This is a genomic window from Bradyrhizobium sp. SUTN9-2 (assembly GCF_003122645.1).
GTDB classification, from domain to species: domain Bacteria; phylum Pseudomonadota; class Alphaproteobacteria; order Rhizobiales; family Xanthobacteraceae; genus Bradyrhizobium; species Bradyrhizobium yuanmingense.
This window is the reverse complement of sequence record NZ_LAXE01000001.1, coordinates 900,360-923,427: the sequence shown is the minus strand read 5'-3', so window position 1 is coordinate 923,427 and position 23,068 is coordinate 900,360. Positions and strand designations below refer to the sequence as shown.

Sequence of the window (23,068 nt, the reverse complement as noted above, 5' to 3'; positions counted from 1 at the left end):
GCGTCCGCAGCAGCGTGACCTGACGCCGCTCGCGATCGGCGCGGGCGTGGTGGCCGGCGCCGTGATCGGCGCCACCATCGCCGATATCCATAACCAGCGGCGCGAGGTCGTCGAAGGCGGCCGCACCGTCTACACCGAGCCGGACCGCATCATCATCCGCGATCCGGGCGGGCAGGCTTACGTCCGCGGCAACGATCTCTATCGCTTCCGCTATGGCGCCCGCGACATCCGCACCGACACCGTCGGCGGCGAAACCCGCACCGTCGTGATCCGTCCCGACGGCAGCGAGGTGATCACCGTGGTCGGGCCGGACGGCTCGCTGCTGCGTCGTATCCGCCGGGACCCGCGCGGACGCGAGATCGTGATCATCGACAACACCTACCGCGATCCGCGGGCGGTCGGCGGCTTCTACGTCGACGTGCCGCCGCCGGTGGTCAACATTCCCTACGATCGCTACATCGTCGACGCCCAGGAGGCGCCGCCGCAGGTGATCTACGAAACGATGCGGGCTCCGCCGGTGCAGCGGATCGACCGGCGCTACTCGCTCGACGAGATCCGCTACAGCCCGAATGTTCGCATGCAGATGCCGAGCATCGACGTCAACACGATCAACTTCGAGACCGGATCGTGGACCATTCCGCCGGATCAGGCGGCGCGGCTGCAAGTGATCGCCGACGGCATCAACCAGGCGCTCCAGGCCAACCCGCAGGAGGTGTTCCTGATCGAGGGCCACACCGATGCGGTCGGCAACGAGGTCGACAATCTGTCGCTGTCGGATCGCCGCGCGCAGGCCGCAGCCGAATTGCTGACGCAGCAATTCAGTGTGCCCGCGGAGAACCTGACGTCGCAGGGCTATGGCGAGCAGTATCTGAAGGAGCAGACGCAAGGCGCGAGCCTGATCAACCGGCGCGTCACCGTCCGTCGCATCACGCCGTTGCTCAACGGCGACCAGGCCAACGCGGCGCCTCCGCCGCGCCAGTAAGACCTTCGCAAGAAGACAATGGCCGGGAGCGATCCCGGCCATTTTTCTTGTCACGCCGTCATTGCTTCCGACGGCAGGCATGCCTCGCAAACGGCGGCAACATGCCGGTGATCAGTGCCGCAACAGCCGCCGAGAATGCGCATGCCGGGGAATGCGCGCCTCAGCAAATGGTAGCGGCGGCCGAGATCTTGGGGATCACCACTGTCCAGCGCCTCCGATTCGTCGAGCTCGGCATGGCTCTTGGCCGATGCATTGGCTCTGATGCCGTGGATGCGCTGCACCCACGCCTCGCCTGCGGCGAGTGCACTCTCGAAGTGAGTTGGGTGCGCGCAATTGATCAGGAAGTATTCACAGGCACGTTCAGTTGCGTCGTCGACCGCCTCGATCGCCTCGCGCAGCGACTCTCCCCGGACGAGGCAGCCATCGGTTTCGACCGTGAAAGAGATGGCGACCGGAATGTCCTGCCTCTTGGCTGCACGGACCACGCCCACCGCTTCGTTGATGCTGTTCAGCGTGAATGCAGTCACCATGTCGGCGCCCGCCTCGGCGAAGGCCGCGATCTGGCCTGAGTGGTAGGCTTCCGCCTCCGCCGCGTCCATGTTGCCGGCCTTGTAGCCGTCGCCTCGCGGACCGATCGCGCCGTTGATGACGCAAGGCATGCCGGGCAACTCCCAAGCGCCGCGCAATTCGTCGAGGAAGCGGATGGCGCGCATGTTGATGGCCTTAAGCCTGGCCGCATCATAGCCGAGCTTGGCGCCCCAATCGGGGTTGGCGCGCCAGGTCGGACTGTCGAGGACAAAGCCGAGCCCATGCTGCCGCGCGATACGCAGGTAGGCTTCGTAGTACTGCCTCAAATGCGCGCGGCCATCCGCGCTGTCGAGCAGCACGAATGCCGCAAAGTGGGGCAGCTCCAGCCCGTGCTGAAAGATGAGGGTTGTTTCCATTCCGCCGTCGGTCAGGAAAATGCCGCCGCCGCGCTGCGGCAGACCATGTCTGTATCTGGCCATTGATCGCTCCATCATTTGGACGGGCCCGCTCTCTTCACTCGGTCGCGCTAGGCCCGTGTTCGGTCGCGGCATTTGGTGCCGCATAATGTCGCGTCGCTCTAGAAGCCCCGTGGTGCGGCTGAACTTCCACCCGCAAGCGGAGACAAATCAATGATTTGCACGAGTCACGCGGAGTGGGCCTTGGCCCCAAGAACCAATTTCCGCACCGTCGGTACAGTTCTGGAGACATCGATGGGAAAGGGCGAAGCGACGCGCGAGCGCATTCTCGAGATCGCGGAAGCGGCGGTGCTTGCAAAGGGCTTCGGCGCCACCTCGATCGAGGAGGTCATTGCCGAGGCCGGACTGACCAAGAGCGGCTTCTTCTATCACTTCAGGGACAAGAACGCGCTCGCACGGGAGATGCTGCGCCGGTACGTGGATACGAATGACCGCCTGTTCGATGAGATCTTCAGGCGCGGACGTGAGCTCTCCGACGACCCGCTGCAGTCGTTCCTGATCTCGCTGAAACTACTCGCTGAAGTCATGGCCGATCTGCCGAACGGCCATCCCGGCTGCCTGATCGCCAGCATCTGCTACCAGGAGCGCTTGTTCGACCGCGATGTTCGCGATCTGACTGCACAATCGGTCCGGAGCTGGAATGCGCACTTCCGCGAGATTCTCGACGGCATCGCCGCGGTCTATCCGCCCCGCGAGCCGATCGACCTCGACGATCTCGCGGAGATGATCTCGTGCGTGGTCGACGGTGCAATCATCATGTCCAAGACGCTCAACGACCCGAAGCGGCTGGAGCGGCAGATCATGCTCTTCCGCAGCTGCGTGAAGCTGGTCTTCACGCCGCCTCACTCGTCGTGAATTGATGGAACGTGAGCGGACCAGGGCGGCCCGTCCTGCCGCGCTCGCCAGCGGCAGGAATGTGATTGGGCCCAGGTTGGCCAGTCGCCCCCATCATTCTCGCGCAGCCAATCCCAGCGCCTCGGCCATGACGCGGAACACTTCGGTATTGTCCATCGAGCCGTGCACGCGCTCGCTCCCCGGGCCCGCCGCCGTGACAATGACGTCCTCGCCCGAATGCACGCTGGCGCCGACCAGCGACGACAGATTGCCGGGGCGCAGCACCGCGCCCGGGACCTCCTTGTATTTGTCGTTGGCCTTGAAGGTGCCGTCGTCGCCGGCCTTGACGGTCGGCTCGTTGGGATTGTCGAGCTTCGGACGGAACGTCTCGTAATGATCGGGCAGGCTCGCCGAGAAGATGGCAAGCCGGCGGCTCACGTCGATGCGTGACGGGTAGCCTTCCGCGTCTGGGGCCGGATAGTTCGGAAATCCGGCCTTGTCGTAAACCCCGACGCGCTCGCGTAAGGGAACGTTGGGCACGGTGGCCATGTCGTCATTCACCGTGCCGACGAGGCTGTTGGGGTGATTGTGGTCCGCCGCCACCAGGATGAGGGTATCGTCGCCGCGGGCGCGCGCCCATTCGCGCGTCTGACGCACCGCGTTGTCGAGCATGATCGTGTCGTAGACGGCACGCTCCATGTCGAGCAAATGCGCGTATTTGTCGATCATTCCGGATTCGACCATCAGGAAGAAGCCGGCTTCGTTCTTAGAGAGGATTTTCAACGCTGCCTGCACCTGTTCGGTCAGATCAGGCTGCTCGGGGAATTTCTTGACGCCGCCGCCCTTGAGGAATTTGCGGTCGAGCGCGCCGTCCATGTTGCCGGTGGCGAACAGGCCGAGCAGCTTGCTCGTCTCCTGCTTGGCGGCGGAGGCGCTGAGCTCGCCCGCGGTGGTCGCCAGCTGATAGCCGGCATCGCGAAACTTCGCGATGTAGTCGGTCTCGTCCTTGCGCTTGGAGCCGGCAGCCGACTTCGGCAGAAAATTCGCGCTGCCGCCGCCCATCATCACATCCGGCTTTGCCGCGAAGAACTGCTCGACGATGTCGTCATAGGCGGCACGCCGGCGGGTGTGCGCGACCATCGCCGCCGGCGTCGCGTCTTCGATCTCGGTATTGGTGACGACACCGATCGCCATGCCGAGCCGCCTTTTGGCGAGGCTGGTGATGGTTTCGACCTTGGGATCGTCGAGCGGGCTCGCGCTGCGGTCGGCATAGACGCCGAGGGCATTGACGGCGCTCTTGTGCCCGGTCGCATAGGCGCTCGCCGAGTTCGCGGAATCCGTGATGATCGAGTCCGAGCCGGCGGTTGCCACCAGGGCCATATGGGGCATGTCGTCGATGGCGAGCTTGCCGCGGCTCTTGCCTTCCGAAATGCCCTTGGACAGGATTCGCGCGGCGACCCGATGCGCCGGCGACATGCCATCGCCGATGAACAGGATGACGTTCTTCGCCTTGCGCGGGCCGGTGTCGTAGACCGTCCAGGTGACGCTGCGCTGGCGCGTGCCGTCGCTCACCTCCACGGCGACGCTACCCGGCTTGGTCAGCGTGACGTCGCGCAGGACCAGGGCCGACTGCTCCTTGCCGTCCTCGCGCTCGACGAAGGTTCCGGAGCGGCCGAACGCGGCCGCGTAATCCGCGCCGTTCACCGTCACCTTCAACTTGGCGGGATCGATCAGCCCCGGGAGCTCGACCTTGAAGTCGAACTTGGCTCCGGCCAGGATCTCGGCGCGATCGATCGGATAGATCGTCTGCGCCGACGATGATGATGCCCAACAGAGAACAATGAGAGAGGCGAGTGCCGATCCCCTGACCATGTGCGATGCTCCGCAATCCCGTTTCCAACAGTGAAAGCGTAGCGGCCGAGAATGACAGCGTCATTAAGCTCGGAGCGCGGATGGAGCGAAGCGCAATCCGGGCTCCGGAAAGCCTCAGCCCTTGTCGCTCTCGAGCCGGAACATCTGCGAGCCTTCGCTGCCCGACAACAGGCCGGTCTTCGAATAGAGACCGAGCTTGGTGCGGGTGTCGGCGATGTCGAGGTTGCGCATGGTGAGCTGGCCGATGCGGTCGGCCGGCGTGAAGGCGGCGTCCTCCACCTTCTCCATGCTCAGCCGCTCCGGCGCATAGGTAAGGTTGGGGCTCTCGGTGTTGAGGATCGAATAATCGTTGCCGCGGCGCAGCTCGAGCGTGATTTCGCCGGTGACGGCGCGGGCGACCCAGCGCTGTGCGGTCTCGCGCAGCATCAACGCCTGCGAATCGAACCAGCGGCCCTGATAGAGCAGGCGCCCCAGGCGCATGCCGCTGATGCGGTACTGCTCGATCGTGTCCTCGTTGTGGATGCCGGTGACGAGGCGCTCATAGGCGATGTGCAGCAGCGCCATGCCGGGCGCCTCATAGATGCCGCGGCTCTTGGCCTCGATGATGCGGTTCTCGATCTGGTCGCTCATGCCGAGGCCGTGACGGCCGCCGATCGCGTTGGCCTCGAGGAACAGCGCGACCGGATCGGAGAAGGTCTGGCCATTCAGCGCGGTCGGCTGTCCTTCCTCGAAGCGCACCACGACCTTCTCGGCCTTGACATTGCAGTCGTCGCGCCAGAACGGCACGCCCATGATCGGGTTGACGATCTTGATGCCGCTGTCGAGGCTTTCGAGATCCTTCGCCTCGTGCGTGGCGCCGAGCAGATTGCTGTCGGTCGAATACGCCTTCTCCGCGCTCATCTTGTAGGCGAAGCCTTGCGCGGTCATGAACGCAGACATCTCGGCGCGGCCGCCGAGCTCGTCGATGAACTGCTGGTCGAGCCAAGGCTTGTAGATCTTCAAGCCGGGATTGGTGAGCAGGCCGTAGCGGTAGAAGCGCTCGATGTCGTTGCCCTTGAAGGTCGAGCCGTCGCCCCAGATGTTGACACCGTCTTCCTTCATCGCTGCGACCAGCATCGTGCCGGTGACGGCGCGCCCGAGCGGCGTGGTGTTGAAATAGGTGATGCCGCCGGTCGAGATATGGAAGGCGCCCGACTGGATCGCGGCGATGCCCTCGTGGACCAGCTGCGTGCGGCAATCGACGAGGCGCGCGTTCTCGGCGCCGAATTCCATCGCCTTGCGCGGGATCTCATTGTAGTCGGCTTCATCCGGCTGGCCGAGATTGGCGGTGTAGGCGTAGCAGCGCGCCCCCTTCTGCTTCATCCAGAGCAGCGCCGCAGAGGTGTCGAGGCCGCCCGAAAAAGCGATGCCGACTTTCTCACCCTTGGGCAGGCTTTTCAGGATCGTGGTCATAGGGCTTCCAATCGGGTCTAAGCTGATGTGATGGGTGCGTTCGACCGCGCGAATATCAAATTTCGCGGGGCTCGGCACCCCTTTAATGGCTCAAACCGAGGGCTCGGGGTCGGTCTTGCGGCCGAACAGGCGCTGGCGGAGCCGGTAAGCGGGCATGTTCAACCGGGTCAGGGCGGCATCCACCGCTTCGTCCGAGAACCGCGTCCGCGGCCAGCGGTAAATCAGCGCGTAGGCGAACCAGATCACGACGAAGGTGACGAGGCCGGCGATCGACACGTCCGTGAAAAAGTGCCCGCCGAAGGCCATGCGCAGGGCGCTGGTCAAGGCGCCGAACACCACGGCGGCGGCATAGGCGAGCGGCCGCCACGCCGGCGGCGCCAGCGCGGCCGGCGCCAGCGTCCAGAACGCCGTCGCGCCTTCGCCGGAGAAGAACGAGCAATTGCGCCCGCAAGTGCCGCGCGGATCCCACCACGGCACGAATTGCTGATCGCCGGCAAACTCGGTCACCACCACCGGACGCGGACGGCCCCAATAATTCTTGAACGTCAGGTTGGTCAAAATACCGGCCGACATGGTCATCGTCACCAGCAGGAAGATGACCGTACGCCCCGGCACCATCAGCGGCCGGTCGGGCCGGATCATCTTGACCACGAGCGCGACGATCGAGGGAAGGGCGAAGGCCCAGGCGATCCACATCGCCGCATCGCGCGCAAAGCCGGCCCACCCGTTCAGCTTGAGCGGAAACGTCTTGGTCTCCGCGTCGAAGAACAGCGATGCGAGCTTGAGGTCGAGCTCGGGATAGAGGCCGAAGACGACGCCGATCACGAGCCACAGCGCCAGGGCAATGAAGAGTCCGGTACGGTTCATGGCGCGCGGTTTAGCGGAGTGGGATGGAGATGGAAACCCCAGGGGAGGGTAGGAAACTCACCGCGGGCCCGGCCTTGAATTCGCCGGCAATGGCGGCGGTGGTTTCCGCGGGGACGGCGGGATGCGCCAGGCGCCGGCGTTGCGGCCGGCGATCAGCCAGTAGACGAAGCCGGCAACGATGCCCGCGCCGGTCATGATCTCCAGGTGACGCCGGACGATGCCCTCGAACTGCAACGTGTCGGAATGGAACGGGACGAGGCCGAGATAGCAGGCGAGCCCGACAAGGCCGCCGCCGACGGCATAGGCGATCGCACTGCGGATGTAGAGCGCTTCGGTGATCGCGACGATCACCGCCGCCGGCACCAGCGCAAAGCCGGACACGAAGATGAAGCCGAAGCCGAGCAGGATGTCGATCGTGCCCTGGTCGACCGGACCGGCGCCGAGATCGGCGAATTCCGGAAACAGCAGCGCGACGACGACGATCATGCCGCCGACAAAGCAGGCGGCGAGGAAGCCGATGAAGATGACGACGAGGCGGCCGATCAGGGACATGACGAAGAAGTCCCGATTGTCGTCATTGCGAGCGGAGCGAAGCAATCGAGACATACGTCCGCGGAGACGGTCTGGATTGCTTCGTCGCTACGCTCCTCGCAATGACGAGGAGGCGAGAGCACGGGCATGACACACTAATCCGTCATCGCCATGGCGCGCAGCGCCTGGCGCTCGCGCGCCGAGAGCTTTTCCGTCTCCGACTTGAGCTGGCCGCAGGCGGCGAGGATGTCGCGGCCGCGCGGGGTGCGCACCGGCGAGGAATAGCCGGCGTTGAAGATATATTCGGAGAACTTTTCGATCTGGTCCCAGTCCGAGCATTCATAGGCGGTGCCGGGCCAGGGATTGAACGGGATCAGGTTGATCTTGGCCGGAATGCCCTTGAGCATCTTCACCAGCAGCTTGGCATCGTCGAGCGAATCGTTGACGCCCTTGAGCATCACATATTCGAAGGTGATGCGGCGCGCGTTCGATGCGCCGGGATAGTCGCGGCAGGCCTGCAGCAGCTCCTTGATCGGATATTTGCGATTGAGCGGCACCAGCTCGTTGCGCAGCTCGTCGCGCACCGCGTGCAGCGAGATCGCGAGCATGACGCCGATCTCCTCGCCGGCCCGCACGATGTTCGGCACCACGCCCGAGGTCGACAGCGTGATGCGGCGGCGGGAGATGCCGATGCCTTCGTTGTCGCCGACGATCAGAAGCGCATCGCGCACCGCGTCGAAATTGTAGAGCGGCTCGCCCATGCCCATCATCACGATGTTGGTGACGCGGCGCGTGCCGTCCTCGCGATCGGCCCAGTCATTCAAACGATCGCGCGCGACCATCACCTGCCCGACGATCTCGCCGGCGGTGAGATTGCGCACCAGGCGCTGGGTGCCGGTGTGGCAGAAGGCGCAATTGAGCGTGCAGCCGACCTGCGAGGAAACGCAGAGCGTGCCGCGGTCGGTCTCGGGGATGTAGACGCATTCGACTTCATGCGCCTTCTGAACATTATCGCCGCTCGGCAGGCGCAACAGCCATTTGCGGGTGCCGTCGTTGGAGATCTGCTCGGCCACGACTTCCGGCCGGTCGACGGTGAAATGCTGGGCGAGCTCGGCGCGGATGCCCTTGGAGATCGAGCTCATCTCGTCGAAGCTCTGGGCGCCGCGGAAATAGATCCAGTGCCACAGCTGCTGCACCCGCATCTTGCGCTGGGCCGGCGCGACACCGATCTCGCCGAGCCGATCGGCAAGCTCGGTGCGCGACAGGCCGATCAGCGACGGCTTGGCCGGCGGCACATAGGTTTCGAGCGGGGTCTTCTCCACCAGGAGGCCGTTGTGCGGCTCGGTCGTCGGTTGCATTGAATGGACCTAATGGCTTGGTCGTTCCGGGATGGTCCGAAGGGATCGCGAAGCGACCCTGAGGACCAGACCCGGAACCTCGGAGATTCCGGGTTCGTGCTGTGCGCGCCCCGGAATGACGAAGAAATCTGGAACGGCCCCTATATAACAACCGGAACCGCCGATTGCGACCTTATCGCCCGCGGTCTTAACGCCGGCAATCCTGCGCGATCTTGTCGAGCGCCTGGGCGAGGCCCTTCAGCGAGAAGGTGTCGGTCGTCTCGGTCCCCTTGGCCGAGACGCCTTTGACGACGAGATCGGCGGATTTGCGCATGGCTTCGACCATCCGCTCCTCCTCGGCCGCGTTCTTGATCCAGAGCCCGTCCCCCTGCGTGTACATGGCGAAGGAGGCGCCGCCGACCTCGGCGGTCGATTCCGAGCCCGGCTTCAGCGCATAGCCGATCATGACCGAGACTTCGTTGTTGACCTTCTCGGCCGGCCGGGTCGAGACGAAGGCATAGGCGGGGTCGCGCGGCCGGTTCGGCGGGTTGGTTTTCGACGATGACGGCTTGGCCAGCGCGAAACAGACCTTCTTGCCGTTCGGCGTCGCCGAATAGGCACCCCAGGTGCCGAACTGCCCGATCAGGGTCGGCTCCGCGCCCCCCGCAACGGCCGCAGCCGCCGGCTTGCTCTCGGGCTTCGGGGCCGCCTTTGCGTTGGTGTTGGCCGGCGGCGCCGCCGGCTTCGGTGCCGCCTCTTTTGGAGCTGGACTGGACTTGGGCGTCGGTTGCGCCGTCTGCGCCCGCGCAGACACGGCGATTCCCCCGGCCGCCACGCCAGTCATCAAAGCTAAAATCAGCACCCGCCACATGCCGCGTTGGTTCCCTCAATATTGTGACTGGAAGATGGCCCGAGCGCGCTTTGTCCCCGGGCAGGGATAGCCGGGAAAGTTCAATTTGGGAAGGCAGTTAGCGGTATCTTCGGCGGCTAGGCCCTGGATCGGGCGGCGCGTTGCGCGGCCCATTGCGCCTCGGTCCAGCCGAGCAAATCCTCGGCGCCGGAACTGCGCAGATGCGCGCCACCGTCGATCACCACCATCTCGCCATTGATGTAGGCGGCATGATCCGAGACCAGGAAGCTGGCGAGATCGGCGAGCTCGCCGTGCTCGCCGGTGCGGCCGAGCGGATTGCGCGAGGTCCAGCCTTCGTCGCGGCCTTCGGGACGGAGCTGCCCGGTGGCCCCTGCGGTCGGAAACGGGCCCGGCGCGATCGCCACGGTCCGGATGCCCTTCGGGCCCCATTCCACCGCAAGACTCCTGGTCATCGCCAGCAGTGCGGATTTCGCCATCGCCGAGGGAACGGTGAAGGCGCGGCCGGTAATGGTGGAGGTCGAGAGGATCGACAGCACGACGCCGCGCTGGTTAGCCTCGATCCAGCGCCTGCCGGCGGCGAGCGTGCAATACATCGAGCCATGCAGTGTCGGCGCCAGGATCGCGTCCGCGGCGCGGAAGGAGAGATGCTCGCTCTGTGCGATGAAGGTGGCAGCGGCATTGTTGACGAGGATGTCGAGCGGCGCCTCGCGCCAGATCGCATCCATCATGCCGTCGACCGCCGCACCGTCGCGGATATCGCAGGCGATGGTGATGACCGTGCCGCCGATCTCGTCGCGCATCTCGCGCGCCGTCGCCTCGAGCCGCTCGAGCTTGCGGCCGCAGATCACGAGCTCGGCGCCGAGCGCGAGGAAGCGACGCCCCATCGCAGCGCCGAGACCCGAACCACCCCCGGTAATGAGGATGCGCTTGTTCTTCAGCAGGCTTGTTTCAAACATCGTTTGAATCCTTTCTCCGCGGATTTCGTCATTGCGAGCCACCGGGTCCCGCGCGAAGCGCGGCCCGATGACGGGCTTCGCGAAGCAATTCAGACTATTCCGCAGGACGGACTCTGGATTGCTTCGCTGCGCTCGCAACGACGGAGGATAGGCCGCCGCTGACCCCAGACAAAGAATCCGGATTGTCGCCACTGCCTAAATCCGGCAGAAACGGCCAAACTATAATTCCACCCGAAACGCCCTCAAGGTGCTGCCATGAAAGCCATCCTCTGCTCGCAATATTGCCAGCCCGACGACCTCGTCCTGACTGAGGTGCCCGATCCGGTGGCGGGGCCCGGCGAAGCCGTGATCGCGATCAAGGCGGCGGCGCTGAATTTCTTCGACATCCTGATGATCCAGGGCAAGTACCAGATCAAGCCGCCGTTCCCGTTCTCGCCGGCCGCGGAAGTTGCGGGCGTGATCGAGAGCATCGGCGCTGGTGTCACTGATCTCAAGGTCGGCGATCGCGTGGTCGCCTCCTGCGGCCACAACGGCGCACGCGAGAAGATCGCGCTGCCGGCGGCATCGATCGTGAAGATCCCCGACAATCTCGACTACGACCGCGCGGCCGGCATCATCATCATCTACGGCACCGCGCTGCATGCGCTGGAAGATCGCGCCAGCCCCAAGCCGGGCGAGACGCTCGCTGTGCTGGGCGCGGCCGGCGGCACCGGCCTTGCGGCCTGCGAGCTCGGCAAGCTGATGGGCTTGAAGGTCATCGCCTGCGCCTCGTCGGACGAGAAGCTCGAATTCGCCAAGGCGCACGGCGCCGAGCTGACGCTGAACTATGCCAAGGAAGATCTGAAGGAAGGCCTGCGCAAGCTCACCGGCGGCAAGGGCGTCGACATCATCTTCGATCCCGTTGGTGGTGCTTACGCCGAACAGGCGCTGCGCTCGATCGCATGGGAAGGCCGCTTCCTCGTCATCGGCTTTGCCGCCGGCGACATTCCGAAGATGCCGCTGAACCTCGCGCTGCTGAAGGGTTGCGACATCCGCGGCGTGTTCTGGGGCGCCTGGACCCGGCTCAACCCGGCCAAGAACCGCGCCAATCTCGAGAAGCTGGTGAAGTGGACCGCGGAAGGCAAGATCTCATCGCATGTCGATCGCACCTTCCCGCTGGCTCAGACGGCGGATGCGTTGAAGGTGCTGGCGGGACGGCAGGCGATGGGCAAGGTGATCTTGCATCCGTGAGGATGCGAGACGGAAACGCGTTTGTCGCGACCTGCACACCACACACTCACTGTCATCGCCCGCCTAGTGCGCAATTGCGCACAGGGGCGGGCGATCCATTACTCCGTGACGTCAGCGATTGAACCGGGAGGCCGCGGCGTACTGGATTCCCCGCCTTCGCGGGGAATGACAGCGGAAGGCGTGGCGAAACTGTTACGCTGCCTCGACGTCCGCCTCCTCCACCCCACGCTTCAGCGCGGCGCGGGCGGCCTCGCGATGCTCGTTCGTGATGTGGCCGGCAACCATGCGGATGGCAGTGGCGAGCACGGCGGCGTCATCGGCGAAGCCGAGCATGGGCATCACGTCCGCGACGAAATCGAACGGCAGGACGAAATAGGCGATTGCACCGAGCAGCGAAGCCTGGACGTGACGCGGCGTCTGCCGGTCGAACGCGCAGTAATAGGCGGCAAGTAGATCCTCCGCGAACGGCAGATGCGCAGCGACCCGCTTCAGCTTGCGCCAGAAGCGGCGGCGCACGCTCTCGCGATCTTCCGCGAGCCGATCGGCCGGCTCGAAGCCAACGCTGTGCTCGGCAGCCATGCTCAAATGCTCCCCGTTCTGCGGGAGGCGGAGGACCGCCCGATCCCGGCTGATCACAAGATGGGGATGCAGCCGGTCCCTGCAAGACGTCTGCTTCAAGACGTCTGCTTGGTGTCAGCCTGCGATGGCGTTCATCGCCTTGGCTAGCGCCATGTCGCGCGCGGTGACGCCGCCGGCATCGTGGGTCGACAGCACCACCTCCACCGTCTTGTAGACGTTGCGCCATTCGGGGTGGTGATCCATCTTCGCGGCGACCAGCGCGGCGCGGGTCATGAAGCCGAACGCCTCGTTGAAATCCTTGAAGACAAAGGTCTTCCCGATGGCGTCGCGGCCTTGGACGTCAGTCCAGCCGGATAGTCCGCCCAGCGCTTGCCTGCGCGCCTCCGCCGAGAGCCGTTCTGCCATGGTCGTCTCCGTCCTCTAGGGGGAACTTTACTCTAACACCGCCCCGGCGCCCCGGTTCATACGGGATTTCCTGCATCCGCTAACCATGACGGAGATGTAACCCCGCCGGACAAGAAATTTGCTACAATTGCGGGCGTAAATCGCCGGCCAAGATGAAACTGAGCCTGAAGCGCCTGTTTGGGAGACCGATGACCGGGGGATTGGACCTGGCCGAAACGCCCCCTCCGCCTTCGCCGCGATCCGCGGCGCGGAAGACGGCGCTCGTGTCTCTGGCGTTCCTGCTTGCGATCGTTGGCGTGGTCGCAGGCGGCTATTACTTCGCGATGCGTCCCGTGACGCTCAGAATCGCGGTCGGCCCCGCCAACAGCGACGACGTCAAGGTCGTGCAGGCGCTGACGCAAGGCTTCGCGCAGCACAAGAGCTATGTGCGGCTGCGCCCGATCCAGACCGACGGCGCAACCGCCAGCGCCAATGCGCTCGCCGAAGGCAAGGTCGATCTCGCCATCGTGCGTGGCGATCTCGACGTGCCGAAGAACGCACAGGCGGTCGCGACCCTGCGCAAGAACGTCGTGGTGCTGTGGTCCGTGCCCGCCAAGGGCAAGAAGAAGGGCGCGAAGATCACCAAGGTCGCGCAACTCGCCGGCCACCGCATCGGCGTCGTCGGCCGCACCCAGGCCAACGTCAATCTGCTCAAGGTGATCCTGCACCAATACGGCGTCGACCCGGCCAAGGTCGAGATCGTGCAATTTCCCGTCAATGAAGTTGCCGAGGCGATCAAGGCGCAGAAGGCCGACGTCTATCTCGCAGCAGGCCCGGTCAACAGCAAGATCACGGCGGACGCGATCTCGGCATCGGTCAGGGAGGGCGGCACGCCAACCTTCCTCGCCATCGATTCCGCCGATGCGATCGCGCAAAACCATCCAGTCTATGAAGCGGGCGAGATCCCCGCCGGCACCTACGGCGGCTCGCCCGACCGTCCCGAGGACGAGGTCAAGACCATCAGCTTCGCGCACCACATCGTAGCGCGCAAAGGCGTGTCCGAGGCCGACATCGCAGCGTTCACGCGCCAGCTCTTCGCCGTGCGCCAGCAACTGGTGACGGAATTCCCGCTGGCGGCGAAGATCGAAACGCCCGACACCGACAAGGATGCGGTGATCCCGGTGCATCCGGGTGCGGCCGCTTTCGTCGACGGCGAGGAGAAGACCTTCCTCGACAAATACAGCGATTACATCTGGTGGAGCCTGATGGCGCTCTCGGCCATGGGCTCGGTCGGCGCCTGGTTCGCCGGCTATCTGAAGAAGGACGAGCGCGACAACAACAATCACCAGCGCGAACGCTTGCTCGACATGATCGCCGCGGCACGCAAGTGCGAGACGACCGAAGAGCTCGACCAGATGCAGACCGAGGCCGACGAGATCCTGCGCGACACGCTGCGCTGCTTCGATCACGGCGCGATCGAGGAAGCCGCGCTCACCGCCTTCAACATCGCACTCGACCAATTCCACGCCGCCGTCGCCGACCGCAAGGCTGTGTTGTTCAGCCTGCCGCCGAACCTGCAACGTGCCAGCGCGCAGTTCCGGGCCGCCGGCAACGCGTGAGCCCGAGCGCGTTATTGCTGCGTCACATTGTCTCAATATAGCTCCCAACGTCATTCCGGGGCGATGCGAAGCATCGAACCGGGAATCCATTGCGCAGCATTCGCGGGGAGACATGGATTCCGGGTCGGCGCTACGCGCGCCCCGGAATGACGGACTCGACCGCAAGCCCGGGGTCGGAGCCTCATGACCATCACATTCTCCCGCCGCCGCTTCCTCACCAGCAGCGCCGGTGCGCTCGGCACGCTGGCGATGCCGTATCTTTCGCGCGCGGCTGATCGGCCGGCGGTCACCCACGGCGTGCAAGCGGGCGACATCACCGTCGATGGCGGCGTGGTGTGGGCGCGCGCCGACCGTCCATCGCAGATGCTGGTCGAGGTCGCCACGAGCGAGTCCTTCAAGAACGTCCGCGCATTGCCGCCGATTGCGGCGCTGCCCGAGAGCGACTTCACCGCCAAGATGCTGGTCGAAAATCTACCCGCCGGCCAGGACATCTTCTACCGCGTCCGCTTCCGCGATCTCTCCCACAGCGCGATCGAGGGCGAGGCGGTGACCGGCCACTTCCGCACCGCGCCGGCCGACCGCCGCGACGTCAGCTTCGTCTGGGGCGGCGACGTCGCAGGGCAGGGCTGGGGCATCAATTCCGACGACGGCGGCATGGTCACCTTCTCGACCATGCGCAAGCACCGGCCGGATTTCTTCCTGCACTCGGGCGACACGATCTATGCCGACGGTCCGATCCAACCCGAGGTGAAGCTCGCCGACGGCAAGATCTGGAAGAATCTGACCATTCCGGAGAAAGCCAAGGTCGCCGAGACGCTGGACGAGTACCGCGCCGCGTACAAATACAATCTCACCGACGACAATCTCCGCGCCTTCAATGCCGAGGTGCCGGTCTTCGTGCAGTGGGACGACCACGAGGTCACCAACAACTGGTCGCTGTCGAAAGACTTGCCGGCCGCCTACAAGGTGCGCGACATCTCACTGCTCGCAGCTCGCGCGGGCCGGGCGTTCCACGAGATGTACCCGATGCGGGAGAGCATCACTGAACCCGGCCGCGTCTATCGCCAGATCTCCTACGGCCCGCATCTCGACGTATTCGTGCTCGACGAGCGCAGCTATCGCGGGCCGAACGGTGCCAATCTCGAAACCGCCTATGGCCCCGCCAGCTATTTCCTTGGCCCGGAGCAGATCGCCTGGCTCAAGCGCGGCCTGCTGAATTCACGCGCGACATGGAAGGTGATCGCATCGGACATGCCGATCGGCCTGATCGTCTCCGACACGCCGAAGGGCGGCTCGGAAGCCGTTGCGCAGGGCGACGGCCCGGTGCGTGGCCGCGAGTTCGAGATCGCCGACATCCTGCGCTTCATCAAGATGGCGCCGATCAGCAACACGGTGTGGCTGACCGCGGACGTGCACTACGCCGCCGCGCATTATTACGATCCGAACAAGGCGCAATTCCAGGAGTTTGAGCCGTTCTGGGAGTTCGTCTCGGGCCCGCTGCACGCGGGCACGTTCGGCCCGAACGCGCTCGACAATACCTTTGGCCCCGAGGTGCGCTTCGTCAAGGCGCCGGGCAAGGATAGCCAGAACCTGCCGCCGTCCGCCGGCATGCAGTTCTTTGGTCACGTCAAGATCGACGGCGCGTCCGGCCGGATGACGGTGACCCTGCGCGATCGCGCCGACGTCGCGCTGTGGTCGACCACGCTCGATCCGAAGCTTGCGTGACGGCCAATTCGAAGCCGGATGAACCCTCCGGCCGGCTCGGACGACAATTGCGAGCGCCAGCGCATTTTCGAGGGCGTGATGCCGTCCGAGCCATGTTCGAGTTGATACCGTGCCGTTCAGCCGCCCAACGATCGTTATCGCGCTGCTGCTGAGCGCAGCATCCCCCACATGCGCGCAGACCCAAGAGAAGGCTCAGGACAGAGCGACGCTGGTGCGCGAGGCCCTCGCTTCGCCTTACGGCAAGGCGCTGACCGCCGAGCTCGGCAAGTCACTGCGCGCAAGCGCCGACCCGGCATGTCTGACGGACAAGGGGTTGGCTGCCGACCAGCTCGAACCGCGCGGCCGCGATATCGTCATCAGATGGGGCACGCATATGCTGGATGGCGCATCGGCGTTCATCGACCGGCAGACCTCCGACAATCCATTTGCCGGCGCAGCCGAATTGGAAAGCCTGAAGAGCAATCCGGATGTGAAGCGCTATCTCGCGATGGAAGAGCCGATACGTCAGGCGAAGATCCTGGATTTGATCTTCGAGCATTTCGACCGCTACAACGTGATCGCCCGCGTGAAACTTGGAGGGGTCTATCCATTGCAGACAGGCAACGAAGCTCTGCTCCGTCTCAATCCGACCGATGCAACGGAAGAGCGGTTGGAGACATTCGCCAGGAAGAGTCGCTCGAAGGCGCTGAAACGTTTCCTGCAATTGTCCGATCAAGAGGCGATTGCGCAGAGTGCGGCGATCAAGAAAGCCTCATCGCCGCCGCCGCTTCCGCACACCTTCTTCAAGGGCGTCGAGACCGACCTCGCCGAGCTCTGCATTCGCTCCGGCAAGTAGCGATCAGGTGTCCCGTGCCTGCAGCGCCGCCTCCAGCGCCTCGCTCGAGCACGGCTTCTGCAGCCGGGGCCGGCCCGCCAATCCGGGCGGGATGCGCACCTCGGCGCCGTAGCCGGTGACGAACACGAACGGAACCTTCAGCGCAATGAGCCGCTCGGCGATCGCAAAGCTTGTCTCGCGGATCAGCTCGACATCGAGCAGCGCGAAATCGGGTCTCCGTTTCGCAATGGCGTTCAACGCCTGCGTCACCGAACCCACGGTCCGCACGGCGGCCACACCAAATCCGAGCAGGCGATCCTCGAAATCGATCGCGATGATCGGATCGTCCTCGACGATCAGAACATCGGCCGGCCAGCCTGTGCCATTGGAGTGTGCAGGTACCATGATCGCATCTTGGTTTGGGGGTTTTTGGATCAGGACTGCCGCGACACGATGCCTGCGCGCAGCGCATCGGAGGGTTCCCGGAACGAAACTCACCACATCATCGTTCTCTGGTCTGTCCACTTGTGCACACAGGAAACGGATGGAACTCGCTAAGGTGGGAGGAAGGGTGGGAGTTCAGAATGGATGCGCGTATCGGCAAGATCACCGAGGTCGAGAGCCGGCCGGCCAACAATCTGCTGCGGCGTTTGAGTCAGGTCGACTACGGCCTCGTGGCGCCGCACGTGACCGTCGAGGACTCTGCAGCCGGGCACTTGCTCTACAATCCCGGCGATGACGTGCAGGTGGTCCACTTCCCCTGCGGCCCGTCGCTCGCGACTTTCCTCGTCCCCAACGAGGATGGCCGCGACGTCGAAACCATTCTGGTCGGCCGCGAAGGCGCGGTGGGCGGCATCGTCAGCGAGGGGTTTCTGCCGGCCTATACCCGGATCTGCGTCAAATTCGGCGGACCGTTTGCGCGCATTCACGTTGCCAAGCTGGAAGCGGCCAAGCTGCGCTCGGCGTCGCTGCGCAACGTCTTTGCCCGCTATGCCGATTGCATGCTGGCCCAGATCTTCCAGTCGACCGCCTGCAACGCGATCCATTCGATCGAGCAGCGCACCGCCAAATGGATCCTGGCGGCGATGGAGCGGACCGGCGACGAGACCAGTGTGCCGCTGACCCACGAACAGCTCGCGACTTTGCTCGGCGTTGGCCGCTCCTATGCCAGCCGCGTGCTTCAGTCGTTCAAGGCCGAAGGCGTGCTCGACACGCGGCGCGGCTCGATCCTCGTCCGCAACCGCGACGGCCTGAGGCTGCGCGCCTGCCTGTGCAACGATGCGGTGAAGATGCATTTCGAGGAGGTGCTGCGCGGGGTCTATCCGACCGAGGAGCGGGAGGCCGGGTAGCTTCTTCCTTCTCTCTTGTGGCGCTATAATGCGCGGCGCGCCGTTCTAACCGCGGTCGTGCTATACTGGCCCCGCATGAGCGGGGCTTTCCTTCACACTCTCTTCGACATCCTGGCCTGGCTGGCGGCGGCTACCGCCGTCTTTTGGCTGTCGCGACGGGGCTTGCAGTTTCCCTCGCAATCCTTCGCGCTGCCCTATATTGCCGCGCTGGTGTTTGGCGCAGGCATCGGCGCCTATCTGTTCGGCTCCGCCAATCTGTGGCTGTCCGGGCAAAGCGGCATTGCGCGCTCGGTCGAGGGCGGGCTGGCGGGCGGCATCGTGGCGATCGAGCTCTACAAATGGTCCGCAGGCGTCACGGTGCGAACCGGCGCGCGCTTCGCGCTGCCGCTGGCGCTCGGCATCGCGATCGGCCGGATCGGCTGTTACCTCGCGGGCCTCGACGATTTCACCTATGGCACGCCGACGGCGCTGCCCTTCGGCCATGATTTCGGCGACGGCGTTCGCCGCCATCCCGTGCAGCTCTACGAGAGCGCGGCCATGGCCCTGTTCGCGCTCGCCTATGTGGTGGCGGTCTTGAACCGGAACGCGTTCACGATCACCAATGGTTTCTACCTGATGCTCGCCTATTACGGAGCGCAACGCTTCCTATGGGAATTCCTCAAGCCCTATGGCACGCTGATCGGGCCCCTGACCCTGTTTCACCTGCTGTCGCTGTCCGTCCTGCTCTACGCCGCATTCATGCTGGCGACGGCACCCAAAGCGAGACGCTTACAAAAAGAGTCACTTGCATGAACGCGCCGTTGCGTAAGTCGCGTCCCTACATCTTCTGGGGCCAGACCCAATCTCTTTGCGAGATCTGCCTGAAGCTGGTGCCGACCAAGATCCAGATTCTCGGCAACGAGGTCTGGTACGAAAAGCGCTGCAGGGAGCACGGCGTGCAATCGACGTTGGTGTCGACCGATGCCGCCTATTGGCGGCTGTGCAAGGATTTCATCAAGCCGGGCGACCGGCCGCTGCAATTCCAGGAACGAACCCAATTCGGCTGCCCCTATGATTGCGGTCTCTGTCCCGACCACGAGCAGCATTCCTGCCTGGCGCTGATCGAGATCACCGAGCATTGCAACCTCACCTGCCCGGTCTGCTTTGCGGAGTCCTCGCCGGCACGAACCAAATTCACGCCGCTCGCGACGGTGGAGAAGATGCTCGACGCGCTGGTCGCGAGCGAGGGCGAGCCCGATCTCGTGCAGATTTCCGGTGGCGAGCCGACGCTGCATCCTGACTTCTTCGAGATCCTGGACGCCGTGCGCGCCCGGCCGATCCGCCACGTCATGATCAACACCAACGGACTGCGCATCGCCCGCGAAAAGGATTTCGTGGCGCGGCTCGCCGAGAACAAGCGCGGGCTGGAAGTCTATCTCCAATTCGATTCGCTGCAGCGCGACGCGCTGATCAATCTGCGCGGCGCGGACTTGCGAAAAATCCGCCAGCAGGCGCTGGAAAATCTCGAGCATTACGGCATCTCGACCACGCTGGTCGCGACCATCAAGCGCGGCGTCAACGATTCCGAGATCGGCGACATCGTGCGCCACGCGCTGACCTGGACGTGCGTGCGCGGGGTGACATTGCAGCCGGTCCAGGATGCCGGCCGCAACGAGAGCTTCGACAAGAATACCGACCGCATCATGCTGTCGGAGATCCGCAAGCGCGTGATCGAAACCGGCGTGTTCGGCGACAAGGACATGATCCCGCTGCCCTGCAACCCCGAGAGCATCTCGATCGGCTATGGCCTGCGCAACGGCGAGAAGGTGCTGCCGCTGACCTCGTTGATTCCGCAAGAGCAGCTGGTTGCGGTGATGCCAAACACGATCAGCCCGGAAAAGTATCCGATGCTGCGGGAAAAGTTCATCGACCTGTTCTCGCTCTCCTCAGGGCCCCTCAACACGTCCGAGCGCGTCTGCGAATTGTTGTGCTGCCTGCCGAGCTTTCAGGTGCCGGACGGGCTCACCTACGAAAACGTCTTCCGCGTCACCATCGTGCAGTTTCTCGACCGCTTCAATTTCTGCGTCGGCAACGTCAAGCGCAGCTGCATCCATTTCGTGACCGAGCAGGGGGCGATCATCCCGTTCGACACCTACAATCTGTTCTATCGGAATGGCGCCATCTCCCGGATTCGCGCCGGGCTCGAGGGGCAAACCTATCACGAGGCGAGGCAAACCGAGGAGGCACCACGATGAGCGACACGCCACCGCCGGTTCTACCGCCACCCGCACCAACGCCCGGCCCAGCTCGCAGCGGTTGCCTCACCGCGCTGATGGCGATCGCCGGGATCTTCATGCTGCTGCCAGGTCTCTGCGCACTCCTGTTCGGCGGAGTGTCGATGTTCGAGGACGGCAAGATCACTGGCGACATCGCGCCGTTCGTCCTTCTGGGACTGGTCGTGGGCATCGGCGGGGTCGCCATGATCTGGGCGGCCATCAAGGGGCGCAGGATCCCCGCTCACCCCCCGACCCAGCCCTAAGCCCCGGGGATTCCCGGACAAAATTCAGTCAACCAACGGTCAAAGAACACATTGTTTTTTGGCCGTTTTTGCATATATTGCGCCGCAACGCGCAGGGCGCCCGGTCTGATATGGCCGGGCTTCCTTTTTGGGCGGAAAGCGCCCCGTTTCCAGTCTTCCAGCGTTGTTTCGAGAAGAGGTCCCGGTCCGACCGGCGAGATCGCGCTTAACCCATTGTTCGACCGCAAAGAAGCTCACTCATGAATCTTCGTAACGTCGCCATCATCGCCCACGTCGACCACGGCAAGACGACCCTGGTCGACAAACTCCTGCAGCAGTCCGGCACGTTCCGCGAGAACCAGAAGGTGACCGATCGCGCCATGGATTCCAACGATCTGGAGCGCGAGCGCGGCATCACCATCCTGGCCAAGGCGGCCTCGGTGCAGTGGAAGGACACCCGCGTCAACATTGTCGACACCCCCGGCCACGCCGATTTCGGCGGTGAGGTCGAGCGCATCCTCAACATGGTGGACGGCGCCCTGGTGCTGGTCGACGCCGCCGAAGGCCCGCTGCCGCAGACCAAATTCGTGGTCTCCAAGGCGCTCAAGGTCGGCCTCAAGCCGATCGTCGTCATCAACAAGGTCGACCGCCCCGACGCGCGCCCGACCGAAGTCATCAACGAGGTGTTCGACCTGTTCGCGGCGCTCGATGCCAGCGAGGAGCAGCTCGATTTCCCGATCCTCTACGGGTCGGCCAAGCAGGGCTGGATGGCGGATAGTCCCGAAGGTCCGCAGGACAAGGGCATGGAGCCGCTGTTCGACCTGATCCTGCGCCACGTCGCCCCGCCGAAGGTCGAGGAAGGTCCGTTCCGCATGATCGGTACCATCCTCGAAGCCAACCCCTATCTCGGCCGCATCATCACGGGCCGCATCTCCTCCGGCACGCTGAAGCCGAACCAGCAGGTCAAGGTGCTGAACGCCGACGGCAAGCTGGTTGAGTCCGGGCGCATCACCAAGATCCTGGCGTTCCGCGGCCTCGAGCGCACCCCGCTCGATGAAGCCGAAGCCGGCGACATCGTCGCGATCGCGGGCCTCACCAAGGGCACGGTCGCCGACACCTTCTGCGATCCGACCGTCGAGGTGCCGCTGCCGGCGCAGCCGATCGATCCGCCGACCGTGTCGATGTCGTTCATCGTCAACAACTCCCCGCTCGCCGGCACCGAAGGCGACAAGGTGACGAGCCGCATGATCCGCGACCGTCTCCTGCGCGAAGCCGAGGGGAACGTCGCGCTGCGCGTCGTCGAATCCGCCGACAAGGACGCCATGGAAGTGTCGGGCCGCGGCGAACTCCAGCTCGCGATCCTGATCGAGACCATGCGCCGCGAAGGCTTCGAGCTCTCGGTGTCGCGTCCGCGCGTCGTCTACCAGAAGGACGAAGCGACCGGCGCCACCATGGAGCCGATCGAGGAGGTCGTGATCGACGTCGACGAGGAGCATTCCGGCGTCGTCGTGCAGAAGATGAGCGAGCGCAAATCCGAGCTGATCGAGATGAAGCCCTCGGGCGGCAACCGTCAGCGCCTGGTGTTCTACGCGCCGACCCGCGGCCTGATCGGCTACCAGGGCGAATTGCTCACGGACACCCGCGGCACCGCGATCATGAACCGCCTGTTTCACGGCTATGCCCCGTACAAGGGCGAGATCCAGGGCCGCCGCAACGGCGTCTTGATCTCCAACGACCAGGGCGAAGCGGTGGCTTACGCCATGTTCAAGCTGGAAGACCGCGGCCCGATGATGATCGAGCCGGGCTGGAAGGTCTATCGCGGCATGATCGTCGGCGAGCACACCCGCGACAACGATCTCGAGATCAACGTGCTCAAGGGCAAGCAGCTCACCAACATCCGCACGACCTCGAAGGACGAAGCGGTGCGCCTGACCCCGCCGATCCGCATGACGCTGGAAAAGGCGCTCGCCTATATCGAGGACGACGAGCTGGTCGAGGTCACCCCGAAGTCGATCCGCCTGCGCAAGAAGCACCTCGACCCGAACGAGCGCAAGCGCGCGGAAAAGGCCAAGGAAGCGGTGGCGTAAGCGGGCGAATGGGGATTGGCGAGTAGCGAATAGGGCCGTTTGGCCACAGGCCCTAGTTCCGATACTCTATTCGCCATT

Annotated in this window: 22 protein-coding genes; 11 read left to right on the top strand and 11 right to left on the bottom strand. The window is 64.5% G+C overall.

Features of this window, described 5'->3' with window-relative positions; genetic code table 11:
• A partial coding sequence (locus XF30_RS04360) for an OmpA family protein (protein ID WP_244608872.1) occupies positions 1–982 on the top strand: 982 nt, incomplete at its 5' end.
• A gap of 50 nt (positions 983–1,032) precedes the next feature.
• Here XF30_RS04360 and XF30_RS04355 read toward each other — a convergent pair.
• Positions 1,033–1,989: a homocysteine S-methyltransferase family protein gene (locus XF30_RS04355; protein WP_109142019.1), complete on the bottom strand. Its 957-nt coding sequence runs from the start codon at positions 1,987–1,989 to the stop codon at positions 1,033–1,035.
• Positions 1,990–2,220: 231 nt separating this feature from the next.
• On the opposite strand from XF30_RS04355, the gene XF30_RS04350 reads away from it, so the two are divergent.
• On the top strand, positions 2,221–2,841 hold the full coding sequence (locus tag XF30_RS04350; protein ID WP_109142018.1) for a TetR/AcrR family transcriptional regulator: 621 nt from the start codon (positions 2,221–2,223) through the stop codon (positions 2,839–2,841).
• A 93-nt stretch (positions 2,842–2,934) separates the two neighbouring features.
• Here XF30_RS04350 and XF30_RS04345 read toward each other — a convergent pair whose 3' ends face one another.
• From XF30_RS04345 to XF30_RS04315, 7 genes are all read right to left on the bottom strand, one after another.
• A complete protein-coding gene (locus XF30_RS04345; RefSeq protein ID WP_109142017.1) occupies positions 2,935–4,692 on the bottom strand; it encodes an alkaline phosphatase in 1,758 nt (585 codons plus the stop codon).
• Between the two features lie 114 nt (positions 4,693–4,806).
• Positions 4,807–6,144: an argininosuccinate synthase gene (gene argG / locus XF30_RS04340; protein ID WP_109142016.1), complete on the bottom strand. Its 1,338-nt coding sequence runs from the start codon at positions 6,142–6,144 to the stop codon at positions 4,807–4,809.
• Positions 6,145–6,234: 90 nt separating this feature from the next.
• Complete coding sequence (locus XF30_RS04335; RefSeq protein ID WP_109142015.1) at positions 6,235–7,011, bottom strand: phosphatase PAP2 family protein; 777 nt, start codon at positions 7,009–7,011, stop codon at positions 6,235–6,237.
• Between the two features lie 57 nt (positions 7,012–7,068).
• On the bottom strand, positions 7,069–7,563 hold the full coding sequence (locus XF30_RS04330; protein ID WP_109145561.1) for a hypothetical protein: 495 nt from the start codon (positions 7,561–7,563) through the stop codon (positions 7,069–7,071).
• 134 nt (positions 7,564–7,697) lie between these two features.
• Complete coding sequence (rlmN, locus tag XF30_RS04325) at positions 7,698–8,900, bottom strand: dual-specificity RNA methyltransferase RlmN (protein ID WP_036024187.1); 1,203 nt, start codon at positions 8,898–8,900, stop codon at positions 7,698–7,700.
• A gap of 187 nt (positions 8,901–9,087) precedes the next feature.
• A complete protein-coding gene (locus XF30_RS04320) occupies positions 9,088–9,750 on the bottom strand; it encodes an invasion associated locus B family protein (protein WP_109142014.1) in 663 nt (220 codons plus the stop codon).
• Between the two features lie 116 nt (positions 9,751–9,866).
• Entirely contained in the window at positions 9,867–10,706 is an 840-nt protein-coding gene (locus XF30_RS04315; RefSeq protein ID WP_109142013.1) for an SDR family oxidoreductase, read from the bottom strand.
• Between the two features lie 255 nt (positions 10,707–10,961).
• Here XF30_RS04315 and XF30_RS04310 point away from each other — a divergent pair, with 255 nt between their 5' ends.
• Positions 10,962–11,936 carry an NADPH:quinone oxidoreductase family protein gene (locus XF30_RS04310; protein WP_036002812.1) on the top strand — a complete coding sequence of 325 codons (975 nt, stop codon included), beginning with the start codon at positions 10,962–10,964 and terminating at the stop codon, positions 11,934–11,936.
• 192 nt (positions 11,937–12,128) lie between these two features.
• Here the strand turns inward: XF30_RS04310 and XF30_RS04305 are convergent, their stop codons facing one another.
• Positions 12,129–12,515: a YkvA family protein gene (locus XF30_RS04305; protein ID WP_036038785.1), complete on the bottom strand. Its 387-nt coding sequence runs from the start codon at positions 12,513–12,515 to the stop codon at positions 12,129–12,131.
• 114 nt (positions 12,516–12,629) lie between these two features.
• A complete protein-coding gene (locus tag XF30_RS04300) occupies positions 12,630–12,920 on the bottom strand; it encodes a 4a-hydroxytetrahydrobiopterin dehydratase (RefSeq protein ID WP_109142012.1) in 291 nt (96 codons plus the stop codon).
• A 152-nt stretch (positions 12,921–13,072) separates the two neighbouring features.
• Between XF30_RS04300 and XF30_RS04295 the strand changes: the two genes are divergently transcribed.
• The 3 genes from XF30_RS04295 to XF30_RS04285 all read left to right on the top strand — a co-directional run bounded on the left by XF30_RS04295 (position 13,073) and on the right by XF30_RS04285 (position 17,078).
• The gene (locus tag XF30_RS04295) at positions 13,073–14,518 is read left to right on the top strand and encodes a TAXI family TRAP transporter solute-binding subunit (protein WP_050991799.1); all 1,446 of its coding nucleotides are present in this window, start codon (positions 13,073–13,075) and stop codon (positions 14,516–14,518) included.
• A gap of 183 nt (positions 14,519–14,701) precedes the next feature.
• Positions 14,702–16,243, top strand: a complete 1,542-nt coding sequence (locus XF30_RS04290; protein WP_109142011.1) for an alkaline phosphatase D family protein — start codon at positions 14,702–14,704, stop codon at positions 16,241–16,243.
• 109 nt (positions 16,244–16,352) lie between these two features.
• Entirely contained in the window at positions 16,353–17,078 is a 726-nt protein-coding gene (locus XF30_RS04285; RefSeq protein WP_057025842.1) for a hypothetical protein, read from the top strand.
• 3 nt (positions 17,079–17,081) lie between these two features.
• On the opposite strand, the gene XF30_RS04280 is transcribed toward XF30_RS04285, so the two are convergent.
• Positions 17,082–17,462, bottom strand: a complete 381-nt coding sequence (locus XF30_RS04280; protein WP_057025841.1) for a response regulator — start codon at positions 17,460–17,462, stop codon at positions 17,082–17,084.
• A gap of 179 nt (positions 17,463–17,641) precedes the next feature.
• On the opposite strand from XF30_RS04280, the gene XF30_RS04275 reads away from it, so the two are divergent.
• The 5 genes from XF30_RS04275 to typA all read left to right on the top strand — a co-directional run bounded on the left by XF30_RS04275 (position 17,642) and on the right by typA (position 22,990).
• On the top strand, positions 17,642–18,406 hold the full coding sequence (locus tag XF30_RS04275; RefSeq protein ID WP_036002835.1) for a Crp/Fnr family transcriptional regulator: 765 nt from the start codon (positions 17,642–17,644) through the stop codon (positions 18,404–18,406).
• 75 nt (positions 18,407–18,481) lie between these two features.
• Entirely contained in the window at positions 18,482–19,198 is a 717-nt protein-coding gene (locus XF30_RS04270) for a prolipoprotein diacylglyceryl transferase family protein (protein WP_109142010.1), read from the top strand.
• Complete coding sequence (locus XF30_RS04265; protein ID WP_109142009.1) at positions 19,195–20,640, top strand: radical SAM protein; 1,446 nt, start codon at positions 19,195–19,197, stop codon at positions 20,638–20,640. Before XF30_RS04270 ends, XF30_RS04265 begins: the two co-directional genes overlap by 4 nt.
• Complete coding sequence (locus XF30_RS04260; RefSeq protein WP_109142008.1) at positions 20,637–20,924, top strand: hypothetical protein; 288 nt, start codon at positions 20,637–20,639, stop codon at positions 20,922–20,924. Before XF30_RS04265 ends, XF30_RS04260 begins: the two co-directional genes overlap by 4 nt.
• A 239-nt stretch (positions 20,925–21,163) precedes the next feature.
• The gene (gene typA / locus XF30_RS04255) at positions 21,164–22,990 is read left to right on the top strand and encodes a translational GTPase TypA (RefSeq protein WP_036002847.1); all 1,827 of its coding nucleotides are present in this window, start codon (positions 21,164–21,166) and stop codon (positions 22,988–22,990) included.
• The last annotated feature ends 78 nt before the right edge of the window (positions 22,991–23,068 follow it).